The sequence below is a fragment of the Streptomyces sp. NPDC051555 genome, from assembly GCF_044454405.1.
GTDB lineage: Bacteria > Actinomycetota > Actinomycetes > Streptomycetales > Streptomycetaceae > Streptomyces.
In genome coordinates, this window is sequence record NZ_JBITDP010000019.1 from 36,581 (window position 1) to 58,476 (window position 21,896).

A 21,896-nucleotide genomic window follows, 5' to 3' on the forward strand; every position below is an offset into this window, starting at 1 on the left:
CCGCAGCCGCAGCCGCAGCCGCGCCGCCACCACCGCCGTCAGCCGGCCGCGCGGTCCACGCGGTCGAGGAGCACGACGGCGACGTCGTCGGTGAGCTCGCCCCCGTTCAGGCGGCGGGCCTCGGTGACGGCCGCTTCCAGCAGGCCCTCGCCGCGCAGGCCGCGGCCGAGGTGCCGGTTGATCATCTCGACCATGCCGTCTTGGCCGAGGCGCTCGCGCCCGGCGCCGATCCGACCCTCGATCAGGCCGTCCGTGTAGAGCATCAGGCTCCAGGTGCCGCCGAGCTCGACCTGGCGGCGGGGCCAGCGGGCCCGGGGCAGCAGACCCAGTGCCGGACCGCTGTCGTCGTAGGGGAGCAGCCGTGCGGGGCGGCCCGGCCCGGATATGAGCGGGGCCGGATGGCCCGCGAGGCACAGGCCCGCGCGGCGCCCGTCCGGGGCGATGTCCACGGTGCAGAGGGTCGCGAAGATCTCCTCGCAGGGACGTTCCACCTCCAGGACCTCCTGGAGCGTCGCCAGCAGATCGTCCCCGCACAGGCCCGCCAGCGTCAGCGCGCGCCAGGCGATGCGCAGCTCCACGCCGAGGGCCGCCTCGTCCGGGCCGTGGCCGCACACGTCGCCGATCATCGCGTGGACGGTGCCGTCGGGGGTGCGGACGGTGTCGTAGAAGTCGCCGCCGAGCAGGGCCCGGCTGCGGCCCGCGTGGTAGCGGGCGGCGAAGCGCAGGTCCGAGCCCTCCAGCAGGGGGTGGGGGAGCAGGCCGCGTTCCAGACGGGCGTTCTCCTGGGCGCGCAGCCGGGACTCGGCCAGCTTGTACTGGGCGATGTCGGCACGTTTTCGTTCCACCGCGTAACGGATGGCGCGGCTCAGCAGCCGGCCGTCCAGCTCGCTGCCGAAGAGGAAGTCCTGGGCGCCGACGCGGACCGCCTCGGCGGCGCGCTCGGCGTCGGCCTCGGCGGTCAGGACCAGGACGGCGTGCCGCGGGGCCATGCGCAGTACCTGGCGCAGGGCCGCGAGCTCGTCGTCCACCGGGTCGGCGCCGCCGCCGGGCAGGGACAGGTCGAGCAGGATGCAGTGCACGTCATGGGTGAGCAGCCGCTCCGCTTCGGTGAGGTTGCGGGCGGTGCGGATGCGGATGCGGTGGCCGTCGGAGTCGAGGATCTCGGGCACGGTGAGACCGGCCGGGTCGTCCTGGATCACCAGCAGCGTCAGGGCCTGCGGGCCGGCGGGCTGGGCGGCCCCCGAAGGCGTCGCGCCGGGGCGGTCCGTGCCGGGTCGGTCCGCGCCGGGGCGGTCCGCTTCGGGACGTGTCGCCCCCGGGTGTGCGGCGCCGCCGGGCCGGTCCGTGCCGGGCTCGGGCGTGCCGGACTGGGCCGTGCCGCCCGGCTGGGGCGGTACGGCGGCGTACGTGGCGGGCGGGCGGGCCTGACCGCTTTCCGCGGGCGGGGTGTCCCTCTGCCGCGGTACGGATGCGGGCATCGTCTCCGGTTCCTTCCCTCCCCCCGAGGGTGCGCTCGTGCGCCCCGACCCTAGCGGTCCCCGCCCGGCGCGTGAATGGTGTGGCGGGCGGCCGCCGCCGGCATATGCCCTTATCGCGTGGGATGGCCCGTCCTGGGATGACCAACGTCACCTCGCGACGCACCCGTGTACCGCCGGTCGGGACCGCCGCCGGGCGGCAGCGACGCCGGCGCCGCACGGAAGCGGAACCACGCCTGGAAGCTCCACCCCACCCGGGACCGGAACTCCCACCGCAACCGGAACCGCCCCGGGACCGCACCCGCAACCGCCCCCGGGACCGCCCCCGCAACCGGTCCGGCTACGCGTCCGGCCGGACGATCGCCTTGATCGGCATCGAGCCCGCGCCCGCGATCGTGATGTTCCGCCCCGTCCGGGGCGCGTGCACCATCGCGCCGTCACCGATGTACATGGCGACGTGGCTCGCGTCGTCGAAGTAGATGATCAGGTCGCCCGGCCGCATGTCCTTCACCGCGACCTTCGGCAGCAGCCGCAGCTGCTCCTGCGAGGTCCGGGGTATCGGCCTGCCCGCCGCCAGCCACGCCTGGGAGGTGAGGCCGGAGCAGTCGTAGGTGGACGGACCCACGGCGCCCCACTCGTACGCCTTGCCGATCTGGGCGGTGGCGTACTGGATCGCCTTCTTCCCCGCCTCCGAGGCCGTGCCGTTGATGTCCTTGAGCGCGCCCGAGGACAGCCAGGCGGTCTGCGCCTTGTACTGCTCCTCCCGCTCCAGCTGGAGGAGCCGGGCCTTCTCCTCGGCCTGGAGCTTGCTCTCCAGCTCCTCGGCGGCCTTGATCTTCTGCTGGATCTCGGTCTTGGCCTTCTCCTGCTTGACCCGGTTGGCTTCCAGGGTCTGCCAGTGGGCGCTCGCGTCCGCCGCGTACTGCTGGAGGTCGGACTGGGTCCGGGACAGCTCGGAGAGCGTGTCCGAGGCTGCCTTCTCGCCCTGGCGCAGCCGGTCGGCGCCGTTCAGGAACATGCTGGGGCTGTTGCTCAGGGCCAGCTGCGCGCCCGGCGGCAGGCCGCCCGAGCGGTACTGGGCGCGGGCCGCGGCGCCCGCGCGGTTCTTGAGCGTCGCGATCCGCTCCTGACCGGCGACCACCTGCTTGGCGATCTCGACGATCTTGTCGGACTGGGTCTTGGCCTCGCCCACCGCGAGGTTGTAGGCGTCCGTGGCGGTGCCCGCCTGGCGGTACAGCGCCTCTATCTCCTTGTGGACCTGCTCCAGCGACTTGGCCCCGGGCTCGGGAGCCGCCGGAGCGCCCGGCGCGGCGGGGGCCGCCGGGGTGGCCGGGGCGGCGTACGCCGTACCCGCCAGGCCCGGGGCCGTCAGTATCGCCATCGCGCAGAGCAAGGTGAGCGCGGATGCGCCACGGTGTCGCTTCATGGTCCCCCCAGGCACCCGCGCCAGATCCCGTATCAGATCTGACTATTCATCAGTAACTTCGCACTGCCATCGGGATGGTGCCACGACTCGGCGAATTGCAACACCCTCCGTCGCGCAACCCCGTGCCCACCGCGCGCCGCTCCACCCCCGAAGGGCCGTTCGAGTCCGCCCCGAAGGACCGTTCGAGCAGTCAACGGGCCGCCCCCGCCCCCGGTTCCCCATCCGGCACCACTCACCCCAACGGGCGCAACGCATCCCAACGGACCGTCAGTTCGCCCTGCCGCCACCGCTTCGGCCCGTCCGTCAGCGGCCAGTCGACCGCCAGGGACCGTGCCGTACGGATCCACCGCTGCCGGGCGCCCAGAGAGGCGTACGGGGCCGCCGCGGCCCACGCCCGGTCGAAGTCCCGCAGGAACGCGTGGACCGCTTCGCCCGGGACGTTCCGGTGGATCAGCGCCTTGGGCAGGCGCTCGGCCAGGTCCGAGGGGCGCTCCAGGGAGCCCAGGCGGGTCGCGAAGGTCACCGTGCGCGCCCCCTCCGGGCCCAGCGCGACCCACACGTGCCGCCGCCCGATCTCGTCGCAGGTCCCCTCCACCAGCAACCCGTCCGGCGCCAGCCGCCCGCACAGGCGCTGCCACACCGCGGCGACCTGCTCCTCGTCGTACTGGCGCAGCACGTTCGCGGCCCGGATCAGCGCCGGCCGTTCACCCCCGTCCAGCGGCACCTCGAAGCCGCCGTGCCGGAAGCTCAGGCCCTCGCGCTCGTACGGCTTCGCGCCCGCGACCCGGGCCGGTTCGATCTCGATCCCGACCACCCGCACGGCCGGGGCCACCGGCCGCAGCCGGCCCAGCAGCTCGACCGCCGTCCAGGGCGCGGCGCCGTAGCCGAGGTCCACCGCCACCGGCGCCACGGCCCGCCGCAGGGCGCCGCCGTGCTCGGCCGCGATCCAGCGGTCCATTCGGCGCAACCGGTTCGGATTCGTGGTCCCCCGGGTCACCGCACCCACGGGTCGGCTGGGAGGAGGAGTGCGTGCGGCCATGAGCCGAGGGTAAGCGGAGGGCGCGCGCTCGATAAAAATCCGGTAAACCGCCGGGATTCCTCGCGCCGCCCCGGAATGCGCGGGACGGTCGCGCGGGTTGCACTCCTTGCAGGGAGTGGGCCGCGCTCCGCGCTGCCCTGCCCGACCATGACCGTAACCATGACCATGACCGTGTAGCCGTACGAGCCCGAGTGAGAGGACCGCTCCTTGAGTCAGTACGTGTCCCGGCTCGGCGGCAGGCTCGCCGCCGCCCGCAGCACCCGCCTCGACGCGCCCCGGCTGCGCCTCCCCGCCGTGGGCCACCACCGCAAACCGCGCCGGGTCGCGATGCTCAGCGTGCACACCTCGCCGCTGCACCAGCCCGGCACCGGTGACGCGGGCGGCATGAACGTGTACATCGTGGAGCTGGCCAGGCGCCTCGCCGCGATCAACATCGAGGTCGAGATCTTCACCCGGGCCACCACCGGCGGGCTGCCGCCCGTCGTGGAGCTGACCCCGGGCGTCCTGGTGCGGCACGTCGACGCGGGCCCCTACGAGGGCCTGGCCAAGGAAGAGCTGCCCGCCCAGCTCTGCGCCTTCACCCACGGGGTCATGCAGGCCTGGGCCGGACACCGCCCCGGCTACTACGACCTCGTCCACTCCCACTACTGGCTCTCCGGCCACGTCGGCTGGCTGGCCGCCGAGCGCTGGGGCGTCCCGCTCGTCCACGCCATGCACACCATGGCCAAGGTCAAGAACGCCGCGCTGGCCGAGGGCGACAGCCCCGAGCCCGCCGCGCGCGTCATAGGCGAGACCCAGATCGTGGCCGCCGCCGACCGCCTCATCGCGAACACCGCCGAGGAAGCCGACGAGCTCGTGCGCCACTACGAGGCCGACCCCGGCAAGGTGGCCGTCGTCCACCCCGGCGTGAACCTCCAGCGCTTCACCGTCGGCGACGGCCGCGCCGCCGCCCGCGCCCGCCTCGGCCTCCCGCAGGACGCCGTCATACCGCTCTTCGCGGGCCGGATCCAGCCGCTCAAGGCCCCCGACATCCTGCTGCGCGCCGTCGCCGAGCTGGTCGACCGCGATCCCTCGATGCGGCGCAGGCTCCTCGTCCCCGTCGTCGGCGGCCCCAGCGGCAGCGGCCTCGCCAAGCCCGAGGGCCTGCAGAAGCTCGCGGCCCGGCTCGGCATCACCGACCTGGTCCGCTTCCACCCGCCGGTCGGCCAGGACCAGCTCGCGGACTGGTTCCGGGCGGCCTCCGTGCTGGTCATGCCCTCGTACAACGAGTCCTTCGGGCTGGTCGCGATCGAGGCCCAGGCCACCGGTACGCCGGTCCTCGCGGCCGCGGTCGGGGGGCTCCCGGTCGCGGTCAACGACGGGGTCACGGGCATCCTCGTACCCGGCCACGACCCCGTCGACTACGCGCGCGAGCTGCGCCGCTTCGTCGACGACCCGACGCTCACCGACCGGATGGGGCGCGAGGCGGCCCGCCACGCGCAGTTCTTCGGCTGGGACACCGCGGCCAGCGGCACGGCGGACGTGTACACCGCCGCCATGCACGATCATCGCCGTCACGTACGCTCGCACCATGGCTGAGACCGCCCCGACGGAGATCATCGAGAGCACGCTGGACGAGGCCGGGCTGGAGTGGGAGAGCCCCGAGCCCGGCTCGTACGTCGTCAAGCTGCCGGGCACGCGCAAGCTGTCGACCACCTGCTCCCTCAAGGTGGGCCGGCACTCGCTGTCGGTCAACGCCTTCGTCATCCGGCACCCGGACGAGAACGAACCGGCCGTCCACCGCTGGCTGCTGGAGCGCAACCTCAAGCTCTACGGCATGTCCTACGCCGTCGACCGCCTCGGCGACGTCTACCTGACGGCGCGGCTGCCGCTGGCCGTGGTGACCCCGGTGGAGCTGGACCGGGTGCTCGGGGCGGTGCTGGAGGGCGCGGACGGGGCGTTCAACACCCTGCTGGAGCTGGGGTTCGCGAGCTCCATCCGCAAGGAGTACGCGTGGCGGGTCTCGCGTGGCGAGCCCACCCACAACCTGGACGCCTTCAAGCACCTGACGCAGCCCCGGGCCTGACCGGTCGGACCGGTCCGACCGGTCCGACCGGTCAGGCGGTGGTGCTCACGGGCCCGGCGTCCACCCGAACCTCGGGCTGCTCCACCTCGTGCTCCTCCGCCCCCGCCTGGGCCCCCGCCTCCGGCAGGTTCCGCATCAGCAGCCAGTAGCCGAGGCCGGCCAGCGAGCCCAGGACCGCCATCGCGCCCCACAGCCAGCCCGCGCCGAGCCGGTCGATGACGAAGCCCGCCGACAGCGGGGCGATCAGCGAGGCCACCGCCCACGACATCGTGTACATGCCCTGGTAGCGGCCCCGGCCGTGGGTCGGGGAGAGCCGCGCGACCAGGCCCATCTGGGTGGGCGAGTTGATGATCTCGGCCACCGTCCAGACGCACACGGTCAGCGCGATCACGCCGAGCGAGCCGCCGAAGGCGGTCATCCCGAACCCGTACCCGGCCAGCAGGGCCGAGGCGACCAGCAGCTTCTGCGGGTCGCGGTGCTCGATCAGGCGGGTGACCGGGATCTGCAGCAGCACGATCAGCACCCCGTTGAGGGCGATGACCATGCCGTACTCGCCGGGGGTGAAGCCCGCGGCGCCCATCGACAGCGGCAGCCCGAACGAACCCTGCATGAAGATCAACGAGATCAGGAACGACAGCCCGACGACCCCCATGAAACGGCGGTCGCGCAGGACGGTCCCCATCCCGATCTCCGGCTCCGCACCCCCACCGGCGCCGTCCGCGCCCTTGTCGGGCCGCGATTCGGGGAGCTTGACGTAGACGAGCACCGCGCAGATCAGCGTCAGTACCGCCTCGCCGAGGAAGCCGGCGAGGTAGCTGTACTCCGCGATGAAGCCGGCGGCGGTCGCGGAGACCGCGAAACCGAGGTTGATCGCCCAGTAGTTGAGGGCGAAGGCCCGCACCCGGTCCTCCGGCCGCACGATGTCGGCCATCATCGCCTGCACCGCCGGGCGCGAGGCGTTGGAGGTCATGCCGACGAGCAGGGCGACGGCGGCGATCGCCGCCGGGTCCTGCATGAAGCCCAGCAGCGCGACCGAGAAGGCCGTGGAGAGCTGGGCGGCCATCAGCGTCGGCCGCCGCCCCAGCCGGTCGGTCATCACTCCGGCGACCAGGGAGGACACCACGCCGCCGAGCCCGTGCAGAGCGACCACCAGGCCCGCGAAGGAGGCCGAGTAGCCCCGGTCCAGAGTCAGGTACAAGGTCATGAATGTGGCGACGAAAGCCCCGAGCCGGTTCACCAGCGTGCTCGTCCACAGCCACCAGAACTCGCGCGGCAACCCCGAGACGCTGGCCCGCGCGGCCCGCCTCATCCTGTCAACGGACATACGGGATCCCCCTGGATGTGTAAGTGGTGCCGCTGCGTTCGGCACATTACGAGGCCGGCCGCGCGGGCGCCACTCGATTGACGCGGTACGTCAATCGGGGACCGTCCCGCAGCCCTCCCGAAGAGGCCCGTCCGGCGCGCGCGTGGCCATCCGGCGTCCATTAGGCTCGTACGCATGGCCGACGCACCGTACAAGCTGATCCTCCTCCGCCACGGCGAGAGCGAATGGAACGCGAAGAACCTGTTCACCGGCTGGGTGGACGTCAATCTCAACGAGAAGGGCGAGAAGGAGGCGGTCCGCGGCGGTGAGCTGCTGACGGACGCCGGTCTGCTCCCCGACGTCGTGCACACCTCGCTCCAGAAGCGCGCGATCCGCACCGCGCAGCTGGCGCTGGAGGCCGCCGACCGCCACTGGATCCCGGTCCACCGCTCCTGGCGCCTGAACGAGCGCCACTACGGCGCCCTCCAGGGCAAGGACAAGGCCCAGACCCTCGCCGAGTTCGGCGAGGAGCAGTTCATGCTGTGGCGCCGCTCGTACGACACCCCGCCGCCGGCGCTCGCGGACGGCACCGAGTTCTCGCAGTCCGAGGACCCGCGCTACGCGACCATCCCGCCGGAGCTGCGCCCCAAGACGGAGTGCCTGAAGGACGTCGTCGTCCGCATGCTGCCGTACTGGTACGACGCCATCGTCCCGGACCTGCTGTCCGGCCGCACGGTCCTGGTCGCCGCCCACGGCAACTCGCTGCGCGCCCTCGTCAAGCACCTCGACGGCGTCTCCGACGCGGACATCGCGGGCCTGAACATCCCGACCGGCATCCCGCTCTCCTACGAGCTGGACGCCGACTTCAAGCCCCTGAACCCGGGCGGCACCTACCTCGACCCGGCCGCCGCGGCGGCGGCCATCGAAGCCGTCAAGAACCAGGGCAAGAAGAAGTAACCAGCGCGACCATGCCCCTGGCCCGCACGCACCGTGCGGGTCAGGGGTTCTTCGTTGGCTGCGTCCGCTCGAAGTGGAAGGAGCGGATGTAGCAGTTGCGCGGTTGGCCGATCGCGAAGAGGACGCAGTCGAGCACGGACCGGGCGGTCAGCGGGTCGTGCGCCGTCCGGGGAGCGTCGTCCCAGGCGGCGGCGAGCGGGTCGCCGTCCGTGAAGTCCGGCGGGTAGAGCGAGATGACGCGGACGCCCTCGGGGCGCAAGCGGTGGGAGAGGACGTCGGCGAAGCCCGCCTGGGCGGCTTTGGCGGCGTGGAACGCGGGGTGCGCCTGGGAGCGGAGGTCGCGGGGCTCCGCGGCCGAGGAGACCAGGTTGACCACGTCCGCGCCGGCGGAGGCCCGCAGCAGCGGCAGGAAGTGCTTGACCGTCAGGATCGTGCCGGTGGCCCCGGAGGCGATGGTGTCGGTGATCGCGTCGTCCTCGGCGTCCCACAGGTCGGGGCCGTGCAGGTAGCGGGCGCCGTTGTTGACCAGGACGTCCACCCGGTCGGTACGGGCGGCCACCGCGTCGGCGAAGGCCCGTACGGAGTCAGGGTCGGCCAGGTCGCAGGCGAACGCGGCGGCCTCGGCCCCGCTGTCGGTCGCCACCTCGTCGGCCACGCGCCGGGCCGCGGCCAGGGTGCGCGCGGACAGGAACACGCGCGCGCCCGAGCGCCCCGCCTCCAGGGCCAACGCCCGGCCGAACCCGCGCCCGGCGCCGGTGATCACGATCGTGCGTCCCGTGAGGTCCATCCGCACTCCTCCCCCGCCCCGCGTCGATGATCATGAGCTTACAGAGCGCGTGCAGGGGGTGCGGAGAGGGTGTTCAGGGGGTCGGGTCCGACCCGCGGGCCGCGATCCTGCGGTCCATCTCCGCGCGCGACTCGGCGGAGTTGGTGCCGTCCACCTGGCCGGCGAAGGCGCGGCGGGCCGCGGCCACCAGGGCTTCCGAGGGGTTCGGGCGGGCGCGGGCGATCGCCCACAGGGCCGTCTGGGTCTGGTGGTCCAGGCCCGTCCCGGTGCGGACGCCGCGTCCGGACAGCACCGCGGTCAGGACGCTGTCGAAGTTGCGGCGCAGCTGTTCCTCGCCGGGGCGGCCGAAGCGCACCATCGTCTCCTCCGTCGTACGTGTGGGCGGACGCGAAGGGCCCCGACCGGGGATCCGGCGGGGCCCTTCGCGTGCGGGTGACCAGGCGGGCGGCGGGATCAGCCGCCGCACTGGCAGGGCGCGCCGGACTGGCAGCCGCAGCCGCAGCCCGAGCCGCAGCCGCAGGCCGCGAGCAGGGGGAGGCGCAGGGCCTCCTGGGGCTGGTGCTCCTGCTCGGGCGTGATGGGGACGGGGGAATCGGACATGGTTCCTCCTCGCAGGCGTACCGGTCGTACTGCCTTTGCCTCATTCATGCCCAGCCGCACGGGCGCGTCAACGGCGCATCGGTGCAAGGTTGGTGACGCCGGATCAGGCGCCCTCGACCGCCGTCGGCGCCTGCAGCTCGTCCGCGTGCTCGCCCGTCACCAGGTACACGACGCGCTTGGCGACCGAGACCGCGTGGTCCGCGAAGCGCTCGTAGTAGCGGCCCAGCAGCGTCACGTCGACCGCCGTCTCGATGCCGTGCTTCCAGCGGTCGTCCATGAGGTGCTGGAAGAGCGTGCGGTGCAACTGGTCCATCTCGTCGTCGTCCTGCTCCAGCTGGAGCGCGAGGTCGACGTCCTTGGTGATGATGACCTCGGCGGCCTTCGCCATCAGGCGCTGCGCCAGCTGCCCCATCTCCAGGATGGTCGCGTGCAGGTCCCGCGGGACCGCCGTGTCCGGGAAACGCAGCCGGGCGAGCTTCGCCACGTGCTGGGCCAGGTCGCCGGAGCGCTCCAGGTCCGCGCTCATGCGCAGCGAGGTGACCACGATGCGCAGGTCGGTGGCGACGGGCTGCTGGCGGGCCAGCAGGGCGATGGCGCGGGCCTCCAGGTCGTGCTGGAGGTCGTCCACCTTCTGGTCGGCGGCGATGACGCTCTCGGCGAGCTTGAGGTCGGCGTCGAGCATGGCCGTGGTCGCCCGGCCGATCGCGGAACCGACGAGCCGGGCCATCTCGACCAGGCCTTCTCCGATCGAGTCCAGTTCCTCGTGGTACGCGTCCCGCATGGTGGGTGTCCCTCTCTTGCGTCGTGCCCGATCTTGCTCCGTGCCCGCGCCCGTCTTGCTCCGTGCCCGGGGGGCCGGGGCCTCTTGCCCCACGTTGACACGATCGGACGCGAACGCGTCCGACTCCGGCATCACAAGTGAATCAGCACCGTCGCCACGGTGAACTCTGGGCGACGAGTGTTCGAGGTGCCACCCGAACGGCTGTGGAACTCTCGTCGCACCTGCTTAACCTGGACACATGGACGTGAACGCGGCGGTCGCCGCAGCTGCAGCGATCGCCGGGTTGTGCACCGGTGTGATCGCCATGCTGGCGTTCCGCTGGAGCGAGCGCGACCAGGCCCGCCCCACGCGGAGCGCCATGCGCCCCGACATCAATGCGGTACTCCCGCCCGGAGTGGACACCGTCCTCTCCGTACTCCGCTCCTCCGCCGTCGTACTGGACGAGGGCGACGCCGTGGTCAAGGCAAGCTCGGCGGCGTACGCCCTCGGGCTGGTCCGCGGCGGCAAGCTGGCGGTGGAGCCCATGCTCCACATGGCCCGCGACACCCGCCGCGACGGGGAGATACGCCAGATCGAGCTGGACCTCCCACGCCGCGGCACCGGCCGCGGCGAGGCCCTCGCGGTCTCGGCGCGGGTCGCCCCGCTCGGCTCCCGGCTGGTGCTGCTGCTGGTCGAGGACCTGACGGAGGCCCGCCGGATCGAGGCGGTCCGCCGTGACTTCGTCGCCAACGTCTCGCACGAGCTGAAGACGCCCGTCGGCGCGATCTCCCTGCTGTCCGAAGCCGTCATGGACGCGGCCGACGACCCCGAAGCGGTCACCCGCTTCGCCGGCCGCATGCAGATCGAGGCGACCCGGCTGATCAACCTCGTCCAGGAGCTGATCGACCTCTCCCGGGTCCAGAACGACGATCCGCTGGAGGACGCCGAGCCGGTACGGGCCGACACCCTCGTCGCCGAGGCCATCGACCGCTGCCGTCACACGGCCTCCTCGAAGCAGATCACCATGGCCGTCGGCGGCACCGCCGACCTGCGGATATGGGGGAACCGGGGGCAGCTCGCCGCCGCCCTCGGGAACCTCGTCGAGAACGCCGTGAACTACAGCCCCGCCCGCACCCGCGTCGGCATCGCCGCGCGCCGGGTGAACGCGCCGGGTGGAGACTTGATCGAGATAGCCGTGACCGACCAGGGCATCGGCATCCCGGAGAAGGACCGCGAGCGCATCTTCGAGCGCTTCTACCGCGTGGACCCGGCCCGCTCCCGCGCCACGGGAGGCACCGGCCTCGGCCTCGCGATCGTGAAGCACGTGGCCGCCTCGCACGGCGGGGAGGTCTCCGTGTGGAGCTCGGAGGGACAGGGCTCCACTTTCACCCTGCGGCTCCCGGAGGCAGTCGTACCGGTCTCCGCCGCAACCGCCGACCCCGCCCGACCCGTGCTCCAAACCGAACCAGCCATTCCTGCCCCGGAGGTCCTTCCGTGACCCGAGTGCTCGTCGTCGAGGATGAGGAATCCTTCAGCGACGCCCTGTCCTACATGCTCCGCAAGGAGGGCTTCGAGGTCGCCATCGCCGCGACCGGGCCCGACGGGCTGGACGAGTTCGAGCGCAACGGCGCCGACCTCGTCCTCCTCGACCTGATGCTCCCCGGGCTGCCCGGTACGGAGGTCTGCCGGCAGCTGCGCGGCCGCTCCAACGTCCCGGTGATCATGGTGACCGCCAAGGACAGCGAGATCGACAAGGTCGTCGGGCTGGAGATAGGAGCCGATGACTACGTCACCAAGCCCTTCTCCTCGCGCGAGCTGGTCGCCCGTATCCGCGCGGTGCTGCGCCGCCGCGGCGAGCCGGAAGAGGTGACCCCGGCGGCCCTGGAGGCCGGCCCGGTCCGGATGGACGTCGACCGGCACGTGGTCACCGTCGCCGGTGCCAAGGTCGACCTCCCGCTCAAGGAGTTCGACCTCCTGGAGATGCTGCTGCGCAACGCGGGACGCGTGCTGACCCGCATGCAGCTGATCGACCGCGTGTGGGGCGCGGACTACGTGGGTGACACCAAGACCCTCGACGTCCACGTCAAGCGCCTGCGCGCCAAGATCGAGCCGGACCCGGGCGCGCCGCGCTACCTGGTCACGGTGCGCGGCCTCGGCTACAAGTTCGAGCCGTAGACCGACGCCGGCCCCGCGCGGGGCCGCACGCGGGAGGGCCTCCCCCGGATTCCGGGGGAGGCCCTCCTGCTGTACGTGCGTGCGCTCCCAGGAGCCGCGTCGGTGAGCTGCGATCAGGGAGCGGCCGCGCTCAGTGACCGGCGCTGTGCGACGGCGAAGCGGAGCCCGAGGGGGACGCCGCACCGCCCGAGGGGGTGCCGGACGGCGAGCCCGAGGGGGCCGGGGAGCCGGAGGGCGAGCCCGAGGGGGAAGCGGAGGCGCCGGTGGACGGCGTGGGACCGGCGGCCGGGGCCTCGGTCGGGCCGAAGCCCGCGTAGAAGCCGGCCGCGGGGACGACGTAGGCGGCCAGCTCGACGTCACCGGCCTTGCTCAGCTGGAAGACGACCTTCTGGGCGTCGCCGTCCTTGACGGCCTGGCGGCCGCCCTCGATGACGGCCGAGGCGTTGCCCTTGCCACCGAGCACGACGGAGCCGTGCGCGGGCACGGTGACCTTGGCGGCGCCCGTGGCGTCCTTCAGCGTCACCTTGCCGGTGGCACCCGCAAGAGTGACGGAGTCGAGGGTCTGCGGGGCGTCGCCGCCGTTGAAGACGGTCGCGGAGACGACGGCGGGGCCCTTGCCGTCCTTCGTGCCCTGGGTGATCACCAGAGCGTTCTGGACCTTGATGTCGCCCTTGGTCGCGAAGGCGTTGTCCGGCTTGATTTCGAGCGTCTGCGCGTCCTTGCCCGCGCCACATGCGGCGAGCGAGACGATCGAGAACGCGAGGGCGGAGGCGGCGAGAGCGCCGCGTCGAAGGCTGCGGCTCACGGCGGCGGCAACTCCTAGGACGTACGGACGGAGGACGGGGTGGGGCGCTCAGGCTGGGGGTAAAGCCGGCCTAAGGGTGTGTCAGCGGGCTTAGGTTACCGAGCCGCCGCCCCGCCCCCGCACCCGACCCTCCGCAGCGGCCGGGCCACCCTGAACGCGTCCGGTCGATCTTGCAATTGGCGGGCAATTCCGGGATTCCTTCGAACAGGACTCCGTGATCAATTCGGGATTGGGCCGGAACCCGCTACAGACGGGGCCCACCAGTCGAACGGAGTAGTTCGGTTTCCGCGCGCCGAACCAGTCAAAACGGGACGTACGTCACGTCGAGCGTGACGCTCCGCGGGTGTAGCGTGGTCGATTCTGTCTGTCCGCGCAGTGGCTCCGACCTGCGAATACCCCCTTCCGGAAGCCCTGCGCAGCACGTTCGTGTCGCTGTTGTCAAGCCCCGAGATAGGCCCTGACCTGCGAAAACGCCATTCATAACAGTCGGTTCTCGTGTTACCCTGGATAGCCACGGAAGGGGTACCTGTCACATGACGTTCAAGGTTGGCGACACCGTGGTCTATCCCCATCACGGGGCCGCGCTGATCGAGGCTATCGAAACTCGCCAGATCAAAGGCGTGGACAAGACCTACTTGGTGCTCAAGGTCGCCCAGGGTGACCTGACGGTTCGCGTACCTGCGGACAACGCGGAGTTCGTCGGTGTCCGCGATGTGGTCGGCCAGGACGGGCTGGACCGGGTCTTCGAGGTGCTTCGTGCACCTTACGCAGAAGAGCCGACGAACTGGTCCCGTCGCTACAAGGCAAATCTGGAGAAGCTCGCCTCTGGCGATGTCATCAAGGTTGCGGAAGTCGTCCGTGACCTGTGGCGTCGCGAGCGCGAGCGCGGGCTCTCCGCGGGCGAGAAGCGCATGCTCGCGAAGGCGCGCCAGATCCTGGTGAGCGAGCTCGCGCTCGCCGAAAACACCAACGAGGACAAGGCCGAGGCCCTCCTCGACGAGGTTCTCGCGTCCTGACGCGACGAACCGTCCACACAGCAGTCGTGCCGCGGTGCCCTATGACGGCCCTCTCGCTCGCCGAGAGGACTGTCGCCGGGTGCTGCGGCATCTCTGTTTGTGGCGCCCGTGCGTGCAGCACCGATGCGTGCAGTACTCATGCGTGCAGTACTCACTCACCACCCCGCGCATGGCGCGGTGGCGTGCCGGGTCCGGGCAGCCGGCTCGACCGGTCGTCACGGAAGGGGCGAGGGCGTCGCACCCGGCACCCTTCTGGCCATACCCACGTCGGCCGAAGTCACAAACCCGGAGCCACCACCGATGTATGACGAAACGCGCCCCCACCGCACCGCGGCGGTGATTCCCGCCGCGGGCCGCGGCACCCGGCTCGGTCCCGGGGCCCCCAAGGCCCTGCGCTCCCTGGGCGGCATCCCCATGCTGATCCACGCCGTGCGCGCCATGGCCCGCTCCCGCGCGGTCTCCCTCGTGGTCGTCGTGGCTCCGCCCGACGGGGCCGCGGAGGTCAAAAACCTCCTCGACGAGCACGCCCTGCCAGGGGGTGCCGCCGGCGGTAGCTGGGGGAGGACCGACTTCCTCGTCGTCCCCGGCGGCGAGACCCGCCAGCAATCCGTACGGGCCGGCCTGGACGCCCTCCCGGACGGCATCACCTCCGTCCTCATCCACGACGCGGCCCGCCCCCTGGTCCCCGTCGACACGGTGGACGCGGTCGTCGAGGCCGTCCGCGCCGGCGCCCCCGCCGTGGTCCCCGCGATGCCGCTGGCCGACACCGTCAAGGAGGTCGAGCCCGGTGAGCCGGGCGAGCCCGAGCCGGTCGTCGCCACCCCCGAGCGGGCCCGGCTGCGCGCCGTGCAGACCCCCCAGGGCTTCGACCTCGCCACCCTGGTCCGCGCCCACGAGCGCATCGCCGTCAACGGCGAGGGCGCCACGGACGACGCCGGAATGGTGGAAAAGCTCGGGGTCCCCGTGGTCCTCGTCCCCGGGCACGAAGAGGCCTTCAAGGTCACCCGCCCCCTCGACCTGATCCTCGCCGACGCCGTACTCGCCCGCAGGAGGGCCACCGATGTCTACTAGCCCGCTGCCCACCGGCCCCCGGCCGCTCGTCCCGCAGATCGGCATCGGCACCGACGTCCACGCCTTCGAGACCGGCCGCGAACTGTGGTGCGCGGGTCTGCTCTGGGAGGGCGAGGACGGCCTCGCCGGCCACTCCGACGGCGACGTCGCCGCCCACGCCGCCTGCGACGCCCTCTTCTCCGCGGCCGGCGTCGGCGACCTCGGCGCGCACTTCGGCACCTCCCGCCCCGAGTGGTCGGGCGCCTCCGGCGTCACCCTCCTGGCCGAGGCGGCCCGGATCGTCCGCGCCGAGGGCTTCGAGATCGGGAACATCGCCGTCCAGGTCATCGGCGTGCGCCCGAAGGTCGGCAAGCGGCGCGACGAAGCGCAGAAGGCGCTGGGGGCCGCGGCCGGAGCCCCCGTCTCCGTTTCCGGCACCACGACCGACGGCCTCGGCCTCACCGGCCGCGCCGAGGGCCTCGCCGCGATCGCCACGGCGCTGGTGTACCGCACGAGCGGGGCCTGAGTACGACCGTAGGGACGCCCCGCACGGCACCGCTTCGGCAACAAAGGCGCCCCGCGCCCCCGAAAGGGTCGCGGGGCACTGCTACGCGCGCACTACCCTGGATGCCGTGACCCTTCGCCTGTACGACACCAGCGCCCGGCAGATCCGTGACTTCACTCCGCTCGTCGCGGGCTGCGTCTCGATCTACCTCTGTGGTGCCACCGTGCAGGCGGCCCCGCACATCGGGCACGTCCGCTCGTACCTGAACTTCGACATCATGCGCCGCTGGCTCACCTACCGCGGCCTCGACGTCACCTTCATCCGCAACGTCACGGACATCGACGACAAGATCATCGCGAAGGCGGCCGACCAGGGCCGCCCCTGGTGGTCCATCGGCTACGACAACGAGCGTGCCTTCAACGACGGTTACGACGCGCTGGGCTGCCTCCCGCCCACCTACGAGCCGCGCGCGACCGGGCACGTGCCCGAGATGGTCGAGATGATGCGCACGCTCATCGAGCGCGGCCACGCCTACGAGGCGGACGGCAGCGTCTACTTCGACGTGCGCTCCTTCCCGGGCTACCTGGAGCTGTCCAACCAGGACCTCGACGACCTGCGCCAGCCCCCGGAGAGCGGCATCACCGGCAAGCGCGACCCGCGCGACTTCGCCATGTGGAAGGCCTCCAAGCCCGGCGAGCCCGACTGGGAGACCCCCTGGGGCCGCGGTCGTCCCGGCTGGCACCTGGAGTGCTCCGCGATGGCCCACAAGTACCTGGGCAGCGCCTTCGACATCCACGGCGGCGGCCTCGACCTGATCTTCCCGCACCACGAGAACGAGATCGCCCAGGCCAAGGCCTTCGGCGACGAGTTCGCGAAGTACTGGGTGCACAACGCCTGGGTCACCATGTCCGGCGAGAAGATGTCGAAGTCCCTCGGGAACTCCGTCCTCGTCTCCGAGATGGTCAAGCAGTGGCGCCCGATCGTCCTGCGCTACTACCTCGGCACCCCGCACTACCGCTCGATGATCGAGTACAGCGAGGAATCCCTGCGCGAGGCCGAATCCGGCTTCGCCCGCATCGAGGGCTTCATCCAGCGCGTCATCGAGAAGGCCGGCAAGCCCGTCGAGCCCGCCACCGAGGTGCCGCCCGCATTCGCCGAGGCCATGGACGAGGACCTCGGCGTCCCGCAGGCCCTCGCGATCATCCACACCACCGTCCGCCAGGGCAACAGCGCGCTCGCCGCCGACGACAAGGACACCGCGATCGCCCGCCTGGCCGAGGTACGGGCCATGCTGGGCGTCCTCGGACTCGACCCGCTCGACCCCCACTGGGCCGGCGAGACCGACCGGGGCGAGGACCTGCACGGCGCCGTCGACACCCTCGTCCGCCTCGTCCTGGAGCAGCGCGAAGCCGCGCGGGCCCGCAAGGACTGGGCGACCGCCGACGCCATCCGCGACCAGCTCCAGCAGTCCGGTCTGGTCATCGAGGACGGCCCGACGGGTCCCCGCTGGACGCTCGGCCCCCGCTGAGCTCCGAGGCTCGTGGTGCCGCCCGGCGCTCCGGGCGGCACACTCTTCATACGTACACACTGCTGAATAAACGAAACAGGTAGAGGTCATGGCCGGGAACAGCCAGCGCAGGAACCGCCGCACGTCCAACAAGAAGGGCGCGACGGTCGGCAGCGGTGGCCAGCGGCGCAGGGGCCTGGAAGGCAAGGGCCCCACGCCCAAGGCCGAGGACCGCAAGAAGCACAAGGCCAACCGCATCGCCGGCGCCATGGCCCGCCAGGCCGCCAAGCGCCGCCCGGCCCCCCGCCGCGGCGGCCCCAAGGGCACCAGCGAGATGGTCGTCGGCCGCAACCCGGTCTTCGAGGCGCTGCGCGACGGCGTGCCCGCCACGACCCTCTACGTGCAGCAGTTCATCGACAACGACGAGCGCGTCCGCGAGGCCCTCCAGCTCGCCAGCGAGCGCGGCAACATCAACCTGATGGAAGCCCCGCGGCCCGAGCTCGACCGCATGACCAACGGCCTCAACCACCAGGGCATGGTCCTCCAGGTCCCGCCGTACGAGTACGCGATGCCGGACGACCTGACCGCGGCCGCCTACGACAACGGCGAAGAGCCCCTCATCGTCGCCCTCGACGGTGTCACCGACCCGCGCAACCTCGGCGCGATCGTCCGCTCCGTCTCCGCCTTCGGCGGCCACGGCGTGGTCATCCCCGAGCGCCGCGCGGCCAGCATGACCGCCGGTGCCTGGAAGTCCTCCGCCGGCACCGCGGCCCGCACCCCGGTCTCCCGGGTCACCAACCTGACCCGCGCCCTGGAGGCGTACAAGAAGGAAGGCCTGACCGTCGTCGGCCTCGCCGCCGACGGCACGCACACGGTCGACGACCTCGAACAGCTCGCCGGCCCCGTCGTCATCGTCATCGGCAGCGAGGGCAAGGGCCTCGGCCGCCTCGTCGGCGAGACCTGCGACTACCTCGTCCGCATCGCGATGCCGGGTGGCGCCGAGTCGCTCAACGCCGGTGTCGCGGCGGGTGTGGTCCTGTACGAGGCCGCGCGTCGCCGCGCCTGAGCAGCCCCCTTTGGTACCGGGCCGGGTGAACGCTTTCACCCGGCCGGGTCCCGCCCGGGCCCCCGAATTGGCCTGATCTTGACGGGTCTCGGACACATCCCTGCTGTCAAGGCAGTGTCCTAAACACTCATCACTCGGTTAGATGAGTGTGGACACCAGAACGCCAGGGTTCGACGACCAGCCCGCGCTGAGCATGGTCAAGGTGCCGTGCGACCCCGCACAGGTCATCGTCAACCACGCCAGCTTCCGTGTGCGGCTCGCTCCGAGCCCGAGCGCGCGTCCCAAGCCCCCCGCGAACGGCCCCTTCCCGGGCCGCGCCCCCGCCCTCGGCGCTGCCGCCGCCGTCGCCGCCGGAGCGGGCCGCCGCCGTGCGCCCGTCGTCTGGAGCGGCAGGTCCGCCCCCGGCGACGCCGCCGCGATGGGCGGTCTCCTGCAGGCCGTACGGGAGGCGGGCCGCGGCCACGACGAGTACGACGGCGGCGACACCCAGGTCATCCCGCGCATCGACCTGGCCCAGGACCTCGCCGACGACACCCTCGCCACGCCGACCGTCATCGGCCAGCGCACCTACGGCGACCCGGACGACACCCGCGCCATGGCGCCCGTACGCGGCCTGCCCTACGAGCAGCAGTACGGCGACGGCGGAACGGGCGGCGCCGGCGAGGAGAACCGGCGGGCCGCCTCCGACGCGCGCGGGCAGGCCTCGTACTACCCCGGTCGCCGGATGAACCTCGGCGTGGTCCTGCTCCCGCTGCGCGTCTTCCTCGGCTTCATCTCCATCTACGCCGGCATGGGCAAGCTCTGCGACCCCGTCTACTTCGACGGCGGCGAGCGCGGCTCCATGGTGACCTGGCTGCGCACCCTGCACCCCTGGGCGCTCGCCGAACCGCTGCGCGACTTCGCCCTCGCCCACCCGGTCGGGGCCGGGCTCACCGTGGCCTTCCTCCAGGTCGCCGTCGGCGTGCTGACGGTGTTCGGGCTCTGGCAGCGCTTCGCCGCCTGCTTCGGCGCGCTGCTGTCGGCGGCCCTGCTGATGACGGTGAGCTGGAAGACCGTCCCGGCCTACGACGCCCCCGACATCATCTACCTCGCCGCCTGGAGCCCGCTGATCATCGCGGGCGCCCCCGTCTACTCCCTGGACGGCCGCCTCGCCGGCGAGGCCTGGCGCACGCTCGGCCCGCGCTCCGAGATCTGGCGGCTGCGCCGGCGGGTCCTGCGGCGCGGCGCGATGATGGCGACCGTCGTCTGCGGACTCACCCTCCTCGTCGGCTCCCTGCTCGGCGGCGCGGTCCGCTCCTCCACCGTGGTCACCGTGCCCGGCCCGGGCCAGGCGCCCAGCAACTACCTGCCGGGCTCCCCGCTCCCGCAGGAGCCCTCCACCTCGCGGCAGCCCCTGAAGCAGCAGCCCTCCAAGACGGGCACCCCCTCCGCGAAGCCGTCGGAGAGCGCCTCGAAGGCCGGGCGTACGGGCTCGGGCGCCCCCTCCAAGTCGACGGCGGGCAGCGGCGCCGAGTCCCCGGCCGCGACCCGCTCCGGAGCGGGCCAGCCCGGGCGCGGCAGCTCTCCGCGCCAGTCCACCCCGCAGAAGTCCACCTCCACGGGCGGCGGCGGTTCCTCCGCACCGGCGAAGAAGCCGGGCCTGGTCGGCGGCCTGCTGGGCGGCTGAGCCACCGGCACCACGACACCCCCGCACCACGACACCGGGGCCCGGTACGCGACCTGCGTACCGGGCCCCGGTGTCGTGGGCACGGCCACCCTCTTGCCGTCGGCCACCCTCTAGAGGGGCCTGTGGGCCGCCAACTCGCGCGCGGCCTCGGTCAGGTCCTTCGCCGTGTCGATCGCCCGCCAGTAGGCCCCCTGGGGCAGCGGGAAGCCCGCCAGGCGGCGCTCGCGGGCGAGGCGCGGGAAGGTGGTGCGCTCATGGTCGCCCAAGTCGGGCAGGAGCGCGGTGAATTCGGCCGCGAAGACGTACACGCCGGCGTTGATCAGATAAGGCGACGGCGGGGACTCGATGAAGTCCAGGACCTGACCGAACTCGTTGGTCTCCACCGCCCCCCACGGGATCCGCGGCCGGGCGAGCGCGAGCGTCGCGGTCGCCGCGCGCTCGGCGTGGAAGGCGGCCATCTCCCGCAGCGAGAACCGGGTCCAGATGTCGCCGTTGGTCGCGTACCACGGAGCGTCCGGGTGCGGCAGGTGCGCGGCGGCGTACTTCAGGCCGCCGCCGCGGCCCAGCGGCTCTTCCTCCACGACCGTGCTGACCCGCAACGGCAGGTCGGCCCCGGCCAGCCAGTCCTGGAGCACCCCTGCGAGGTGCCCGCAGGAGATCACGACGTCGGTGACGCCTTCGGCCGCCAGCCAGGCCAGTTGGTGCCCGATGATCGGCGTCCCCGTCCCCGGGATCTCCACCATCGGCTTCGGCCGGTCGTCCGTGTACGGCCGCAGCCGCGAACCCTGGCCGCCGGCCAGGACCACCGCCTGGGTGGGCGCCTGGGGGGACGGGACCGGGTCCGCGGCCGCGGGATGTCGAACGGGCGGGGCGGGCGGGGGGTCGGTAGCTGCGGAGGCGTCCGTCATACGGGGCATACCGGGCAGCCTAGGGCCTGTCGTCGACGTCCCGTCGTCGCCCGGCGGGGCGGACGGGGGCGGACGACAGGCCCAAGGGGCTGCCGGGTGGGCGCCGGGTCAGCTGAAGGACGCTACGCCGGCCGCGTACGAGGTGTCGCACACGGGGCGCGCGAACGTCTGGGCCTTGGTGGGCCCGTACGCGTCCACGGCCGCCCGGCCGATCGCCCGGGCGATGCCCACGCAGTGGTCGGCGAGCGACGGCCGCCGGTCCACCTCCTGCTGGAGGTGCGTGAGGACGACGCCGGGCTCCTTGCCCTGCTGCAGTTCGCCGAGCAGCTTCTCGCGCAGCGCGTCCTGCGCGGCGAGGGGCTTCGCGGGAACGTTCACGTTCTCGGAGGAGGCGGTGAGGATCTGGGACGGGGTGCTGTCGGCCCAGGGAACCATGGTGACCGCGAGGGTCCCGGACAGGACCAGGACGACGGGCAGGACCAGGGCGAGGGAACGGCCGATACGGCGGGCAGAGTGGGTCACGAGGGCGAGAGTAGCGCTCGGTGAAGATTTGGCGACATTTAGTCACCCGGTCGGGGGATGGTTCGACGTGGTTTTTCGAATGGGGCATTGACGAACGGTGCTCGAAAAGCGACGGTCTGCCGGGGTAAAAGGGCGTTGGGGGGGCGGCCCCGGGGCCCCCCCCCCCCCCGGGGCCCGGGGTGGGGGGCGGGGGTTGGGGGGCGGGCGCCCCGCGCCGGGGGGGGCACAGGGGGGTGGCCCCCCCGCCGGGCCCCCGTGAGCAAC

General features: G+C 72.6%; 22 protein-coding genes. 11 read left to right on the top strand and 11 right to left on the bottom strand.

Translation table 11 applies throughout. From position 1 onward, the window contains the following. Positions 1–38: 38 nt before the first annotated feature. The 3 genes from ACIBEA_RS31335 to ACIBEA_RS31345 form a co-directional block, all read right to left on the bottom strand. A complete protein-coding gene (locus tag ACIBEA_RS31335) occupies positions 39–1,478 on the bottom strand; it encodes a SpoIIE family protein phosphatase (protein ID WP_399266569.1) in 1,440 nt (479 codons plus the stop codon). Positions 1,479–1,815: 337 nt separating this feature from the next. Continuing rightward, a complete protein-coding gene (locus ACIBEA_RS31340; RefSeq protein ID WP_399266570.1) occupies positions 1,816–2,901 on the bottom strand; it encodes an NlpC/P60 family protein in 1,086 nt (361 codons plus the stop codon). A gap of 232 nt (positions 2,902–3,133) precedes the next feature. Then, complete coding sequence (locus ACIBEA_RS31345) at positions 3,134–3,940, bottom strand: class I SAM-dependent methyltransferase (RefSeq protein WP_399266571.1); 807 nt, start codon at positions 3,938–3,940, stop codon at positions 3,134–3,136. Positions 3,941–4,147: 207 nt separating this feature from the next. Between ACIBEA_RS31345 and mshA the strand changes: the two genes are divergently transcribed. Beyond that, positions 4,148–5,518 carry a D-inositol-3-phosphate glycosyltransferase gene (gene mshA, locus ACIBEA_RS31350; RefSeq protein ID WP_399266572.1) on the top strand — a complete coding sequence of 457 codons (1,371 nt, stop codon included), beginning with the start codon at positions 4,148–4,150 and terminating at the stop codon, positions 5,516–5,518. Continuing rightward, entirely contained in the window at positions 5,511–6,005 is a 495-nt protein-coding gene (locus ACIBEA_RS31355; RefSeq protein ID WP_399266573.1) for a YbjN domain-containing protein, read from the top strand. Before mshA ends, ACIBEA_RS31355 begins: the two co-directional genes overlap by 8 nt. Before the next feature lie 31 nt (positions 6,006–6,036). Here ACIBEA_RS31355 and ACIBEA_RS31360 read toward each other — a convergent pair whose 3' ends face one another. After that, positions 6,037–7,329: an MDR family MFS transporter gene (locus ACIBEA_RS31360; protein WP_399266574.1), complete on the bottom strand. Its 1,293-nt coding sequence runs from the start codon at positions 7,327–7,329 to the stop codon at positions 6,037–6,039. Between the two features lie 174 nt (positions 7,330–7,503). Between ACIBEA_RS31360 and ACIBEA_RS31365 the strand changes: the two genes are divergently transcribed. Then, complete coding sequence (locus ACIBEA_RS31365; RefSeq protein ID WP_399266575.1) at positions 7,504–8,265, top strand: phosphoglyceromutase; 762 nt, start codon at positions 7,504–7,506, stop codon at positions 8,263–8,265. A 40-nt stretch (positions 8,266–8,305) separates the two neighbouring features. On the opposite strand, the gene ACIBEA_RS31370 is transcribed toward ACIBEA_RS31365, so the two are convergent. From ACIBEA_RS31370 to phoU, 4 genes are all read right to left on the bottom strand, one after another. Beyond that, on the bottom strand, positions 8,306–9,052 hold the full coding sequence (locus ACIBEA_RS31370; RefSeq protein ID WP_399266576.1) for an SDR family oxidoreductase: 747 nt from the start codon (positions 9,050–9,052) through the stop codon (positions 8,306–8,308). A 73-nt stretch (positions 9,053–9,125) separates the two neighbouring features. Further along, positions 9,126–9,410: a hypothetical protein gene (locus ACIBEA_RS31375; protein WP_399266577.1), complete on the bottom strand. Its 285-nt coding sequence runs from the start codon at positions 9,408–9,410 to the stop codon at positions 9,126–9,128. A 95-nt stretch (positions 9,411–9,505) separates the two neighbouring features. Beyond that, the gene (locus ACIBEA_RS31380; RefSeq protein WP_351046450.1) at positions 9,506–9,652 is read right to left on the bottom strand and encodes a hypothetical protein; all 147 of its coding nucleotides are present in this window, start codon (positions 9,650–9,652) and stop codon (positions 9,506–9,508) included. Between the two features lie 103 nt (positions 9,653–9,755). Further along, positions 9,756–10,433 (bottom strand): phosphate signaling complex protein PhoU, encoded by a 678-nt coding sequence (phoU, locus tag ACIBEA_RS31385; RefSeq protein ID WP_351046453.1) that lies wholly within the window; start codon positions 10,431–10,433, stop codon positions 9,756–9,758. Between the two features lie 238 nt (positions 10,434–10,671). Here phoU and ACIBEA_RS31390 point away from each other — a divergent pair, with 238 nt between their 5' ends. Continuing rightward, positions 10,672–11,910 (top strand): sensor histidine kinase, encoded by a 1,239-nt coding sequence (locus ACIBEA_RS31390; protein WP_399266578.1) that lies wholly within the window; start codon positions 10,672–10,674, stop codon positions 11,908–11,910. After that, positions 11,907–12,587 carry a response regulator transcription factor gene (locus ACIBEA_RS31395; RefSeq protein WP_007265514.1) on the top strand — a complete coding sequence of 227 codons (681 nt, stop codon included), beginning with the start codon at positions 11,907–11,909 and terminating at the stop codon, positions 12,585–12,587. Before ACIBEA_RS31390 ends, ACIBEA_RS31395 begins: the two co-directional genes overlap by 4 nt. Positions 12,588–12,717: 130 nt before the next feature. Here the strand turns inward: ACIBEA_RS31395 and ACIBEA_RS31400 are convergent, their stop codons facing one another. After that, on the bottom strand, positions 12,718–13,392 hold the full coding sequence (locus ACIBEA_RS31400; protein ID WP_399266579.1) for a DUF461 domain-containing protein: 675 nt from the start codon (positions 13,390–13,392) through the stop codon (positions 12,718–12,720). A 533-nt stretch (positions 13,393–13,925) separates the two neighbouring features. On the opposite strand from ACIBEA_RS31400, the gene ACIBEA_RS31405 reads away from it, so the two are divergent. The 6 genes from ACIBEA_RS31405 (at position 13,926) to ACIBEA_RS31430 (ending at position 20,202) form a co-directional block, all read left to right on the top strand. After that, on the top strand, positions 13,926–14,408 hold the full coding sequence (locus ACIBEA_RS31405) for a CarD family transcriptional regulator (protein ID WP_003953493.1): 483 nt from the start codon (positions 13,926–13,928) through the stop codon (positions 14,406–14,408). Positions 14,409–14,708: 300 nt separating this feature from the next. Then, positions 14,709–15,479 (top strand): 2-C-methyl-D-erythritol 4-phosphate cytidylyltransferase, encoded by a 771-nt coding sequence (gene ispD, locus ACIBEA_RS31410; RefSeq protein ID WP_399266580.1) that lies wholly within the window; start codon positions 14,709–14,711, stop codon positions 15,477–15,479. Continuing rightward, positions 15,469–15,984: a 2-C-methyl-D-erythritol 2,4-cyclodiphosphate synthase gene (gene ispF, locus ACIBEA_RS31415; RefSeq protein ID WP_399266581.1), complete on the top strand. Its 516-nt coding sequence runs from the start codon at positions 15,469–15,471 to the stop codon at positions 15,982–15,984. The genes ispD and ispF overlap by 11 nt, the downstream gene beginning before the upstream one ends. A gap of 106 nt (positions 15,985–16,090) precedes the next feature. Further along, the gene (cysS, locus tag ACIBEA_RS31420) at positions 16,091–17,491 is read left to right on the top strand and encodes a cysteine--tRNA ligase (protein WP_399266582.1); all 1,401 of its coding nucleotides are present in this window, start codon (positions 16,091–16,093) and stop codon (positions 17,489–17,491) included. An 88-nt stretch (positions 17,492–17,579) separates the two neighbouring features. After that, positions 17,580–18,536 carry a 23S rRNA (guanosine(2251)-2'-O)-methyltransferase RlmB gene (gene rlmB, locus ACIBEA_RS31425; protein ID WP_399266583.1) on the top strand — a complete coding sequence of 319 codons (957 nt, stop codon included), beginning with the start codon at positions 17,580–17,582 and terminating at the stop codon, positions 18,534–18,536. A gap of 142 nt (positions 18,537–18,678) precedes the next feature. Further along, a complete protein-coding gene (locus tag ACIBEA_RS31430; RefSeq protein WP_399266584.1) occupies positions 18,679–20,202 on the top strand; it encodes a DoxX family membrane protein in 1,524 nt (507 codons plus the stop codon). Positions 20,203–20,312: 110 nt separating this feature from the next. Here ACIBEA_RS31430 and ACIBEA_RS31435 read toward each other — a convergent pair whose 3' ends face one another. Further along, entirely contained in the window at positions 20,313–21,110 is a 798-nt protein-coding gene (locus ACIBEA_RS31435) for an NDP-sugar synthase (protein ID WP_399266677.1), read from the bottom strand. Positions 21,111–21,218: 108 nt separating this feature from the next. Beyond that, positions 21,219–21,632 (bottom strand): hypothetical protein, encoded by a 414-nt coding sequence (locus ACIBEA_RS31440; protein WP_399266585.1) that lies wholly within the window; start codon positions 21,630–21,632, stop codon positions 21,219–21,221. Positions 21,633–21,896: the final 264 nt, after the last annotated feature.

Excerpts from the sequence above, each read along its gene's own strand:
- ACIBEA_RS31335 (WP_399266569.1), bottom strand. The coding sequence starts at position 1,478 with ATGCCCGCATCCGTACCGCGGCAGAGGGACACCCCGCCCGCGGAAAGC.
- ACIBEA_RS31340 (WP_399266570.1), bottom strand. The coding sequence starts at position 2,901 with ATGAAGCGACACCGTGGCGCATCCGCGCTCACCTTGCTCTGCGCGATG.
- ACIBEA_RS31345 (WP_399266571.1), bottom strand. The coding sequence starts at position 3,940 with ATGGCCGCACGCACTCCTCCTCCCAGCCGACCCGTGGGTGCGGTGACC.
- ACIBEA_RS31355 (WP_399266573.1), top strand. The coding sequence starts at position 5,511 with ATGGCTGAGACCGCCCCGACGGAGATCATCGAGAGCACGCTGGACGAG.
- ACIBEA_RS31360 (WP_399266574.1), bottom strand. The coding sequence starts at position 7,329 with ATGTCCGTTGACAGGATGAGGCGGGCCGCGCGGGCCAGCGTCTCGGGG.
- ACIBEA_RS31365 (WP_399266575.1), top strand. The coding sequence starts at position 7,504 with ATGGCCGACGCACCGTACAAGCTGATCCTCCTCCGCCACGGCGAGAGC.
- ACIBEA_RS31370 (WP_399266576.1), bottom strand. The coding sequence starts at position 9,052 with ATGGACCTCACGGGACGCACGATCGTGATCACCGGCGCCGGGCGCGGG.
- ACIBEA_RS31375 (WP_399266577.1), bottom strand. The coding sequence starts at position 9,410 with ATGGTGCGCTTCGGCCGCCCCGGCGAGGAACAGCTGCGCCGCAACTTC.
- ACIBEA_RS31380 (WP_351046450.1), bottom strand. The coding sequence starts at position 9,652 with ATGTCCGATTCCCCCGTCCCCATCACGCCCGAGCAGGAGCACCAGCCC.
- phoU (WP_351046453.1), bottom strand. The coding sequence starts at position 10,433 with ATGCGGGACGCGTACCACGAGGAACTGGACTCGATCGGAGAAGGCCTG.
- ACIBEA_RS31390 (WP_399266578.1), top strand. The coding sequence starts at position 10,672 with ATGGACGTGAACGCGGCGGTCGCCGCAGCTGCAGCGATCGCCGGGTTG.
- ACIBEA_RS31405 (WP_003953493.1), top strand. The coding sequence starts at position 13,926 with ATGACGTTCAAGGTTGGCGACACCGTGGTCTATCCCCATCACGGGGCC.
- ispD (WP_399266580.1), top strand. The coding sequence starts at position 14,709 with ATGTATGACGAAACGCGCCCCCACCGCACCGCGGCGGTGATTCCCGCC.
- ispF (WP_399266581.1), top strand. The coding sequence starts at position 15,469 with ATGTCTACTAGCCCGCTGCCCACCGGCCCCCGGCCGCTCGTCCCGCAG.
- rlmB (WP_399266583.1), top strand. The coding sequence starts at position 17,580 with ATGGCCGGGAACAGCCAGCGCAGGAACCGCCGCACGTCCAACAAGAAG.
- ACIBEA_RS31430 (WP_399266584.1), top strand. The coding sequence starts at position 18,679 with ATGAGTGTGGACACCAGAACGCCAGGGTTCGACGACCAGCCCGCGCTG.
- ACIBEA_RS31435 (WP_399266677.1), bottom strand. The coding sequence starts at position 21,110 with ATGACGGACGCCTCCGCAGCTACCGACCCCCCGCCCGCCCCGCCCGTT.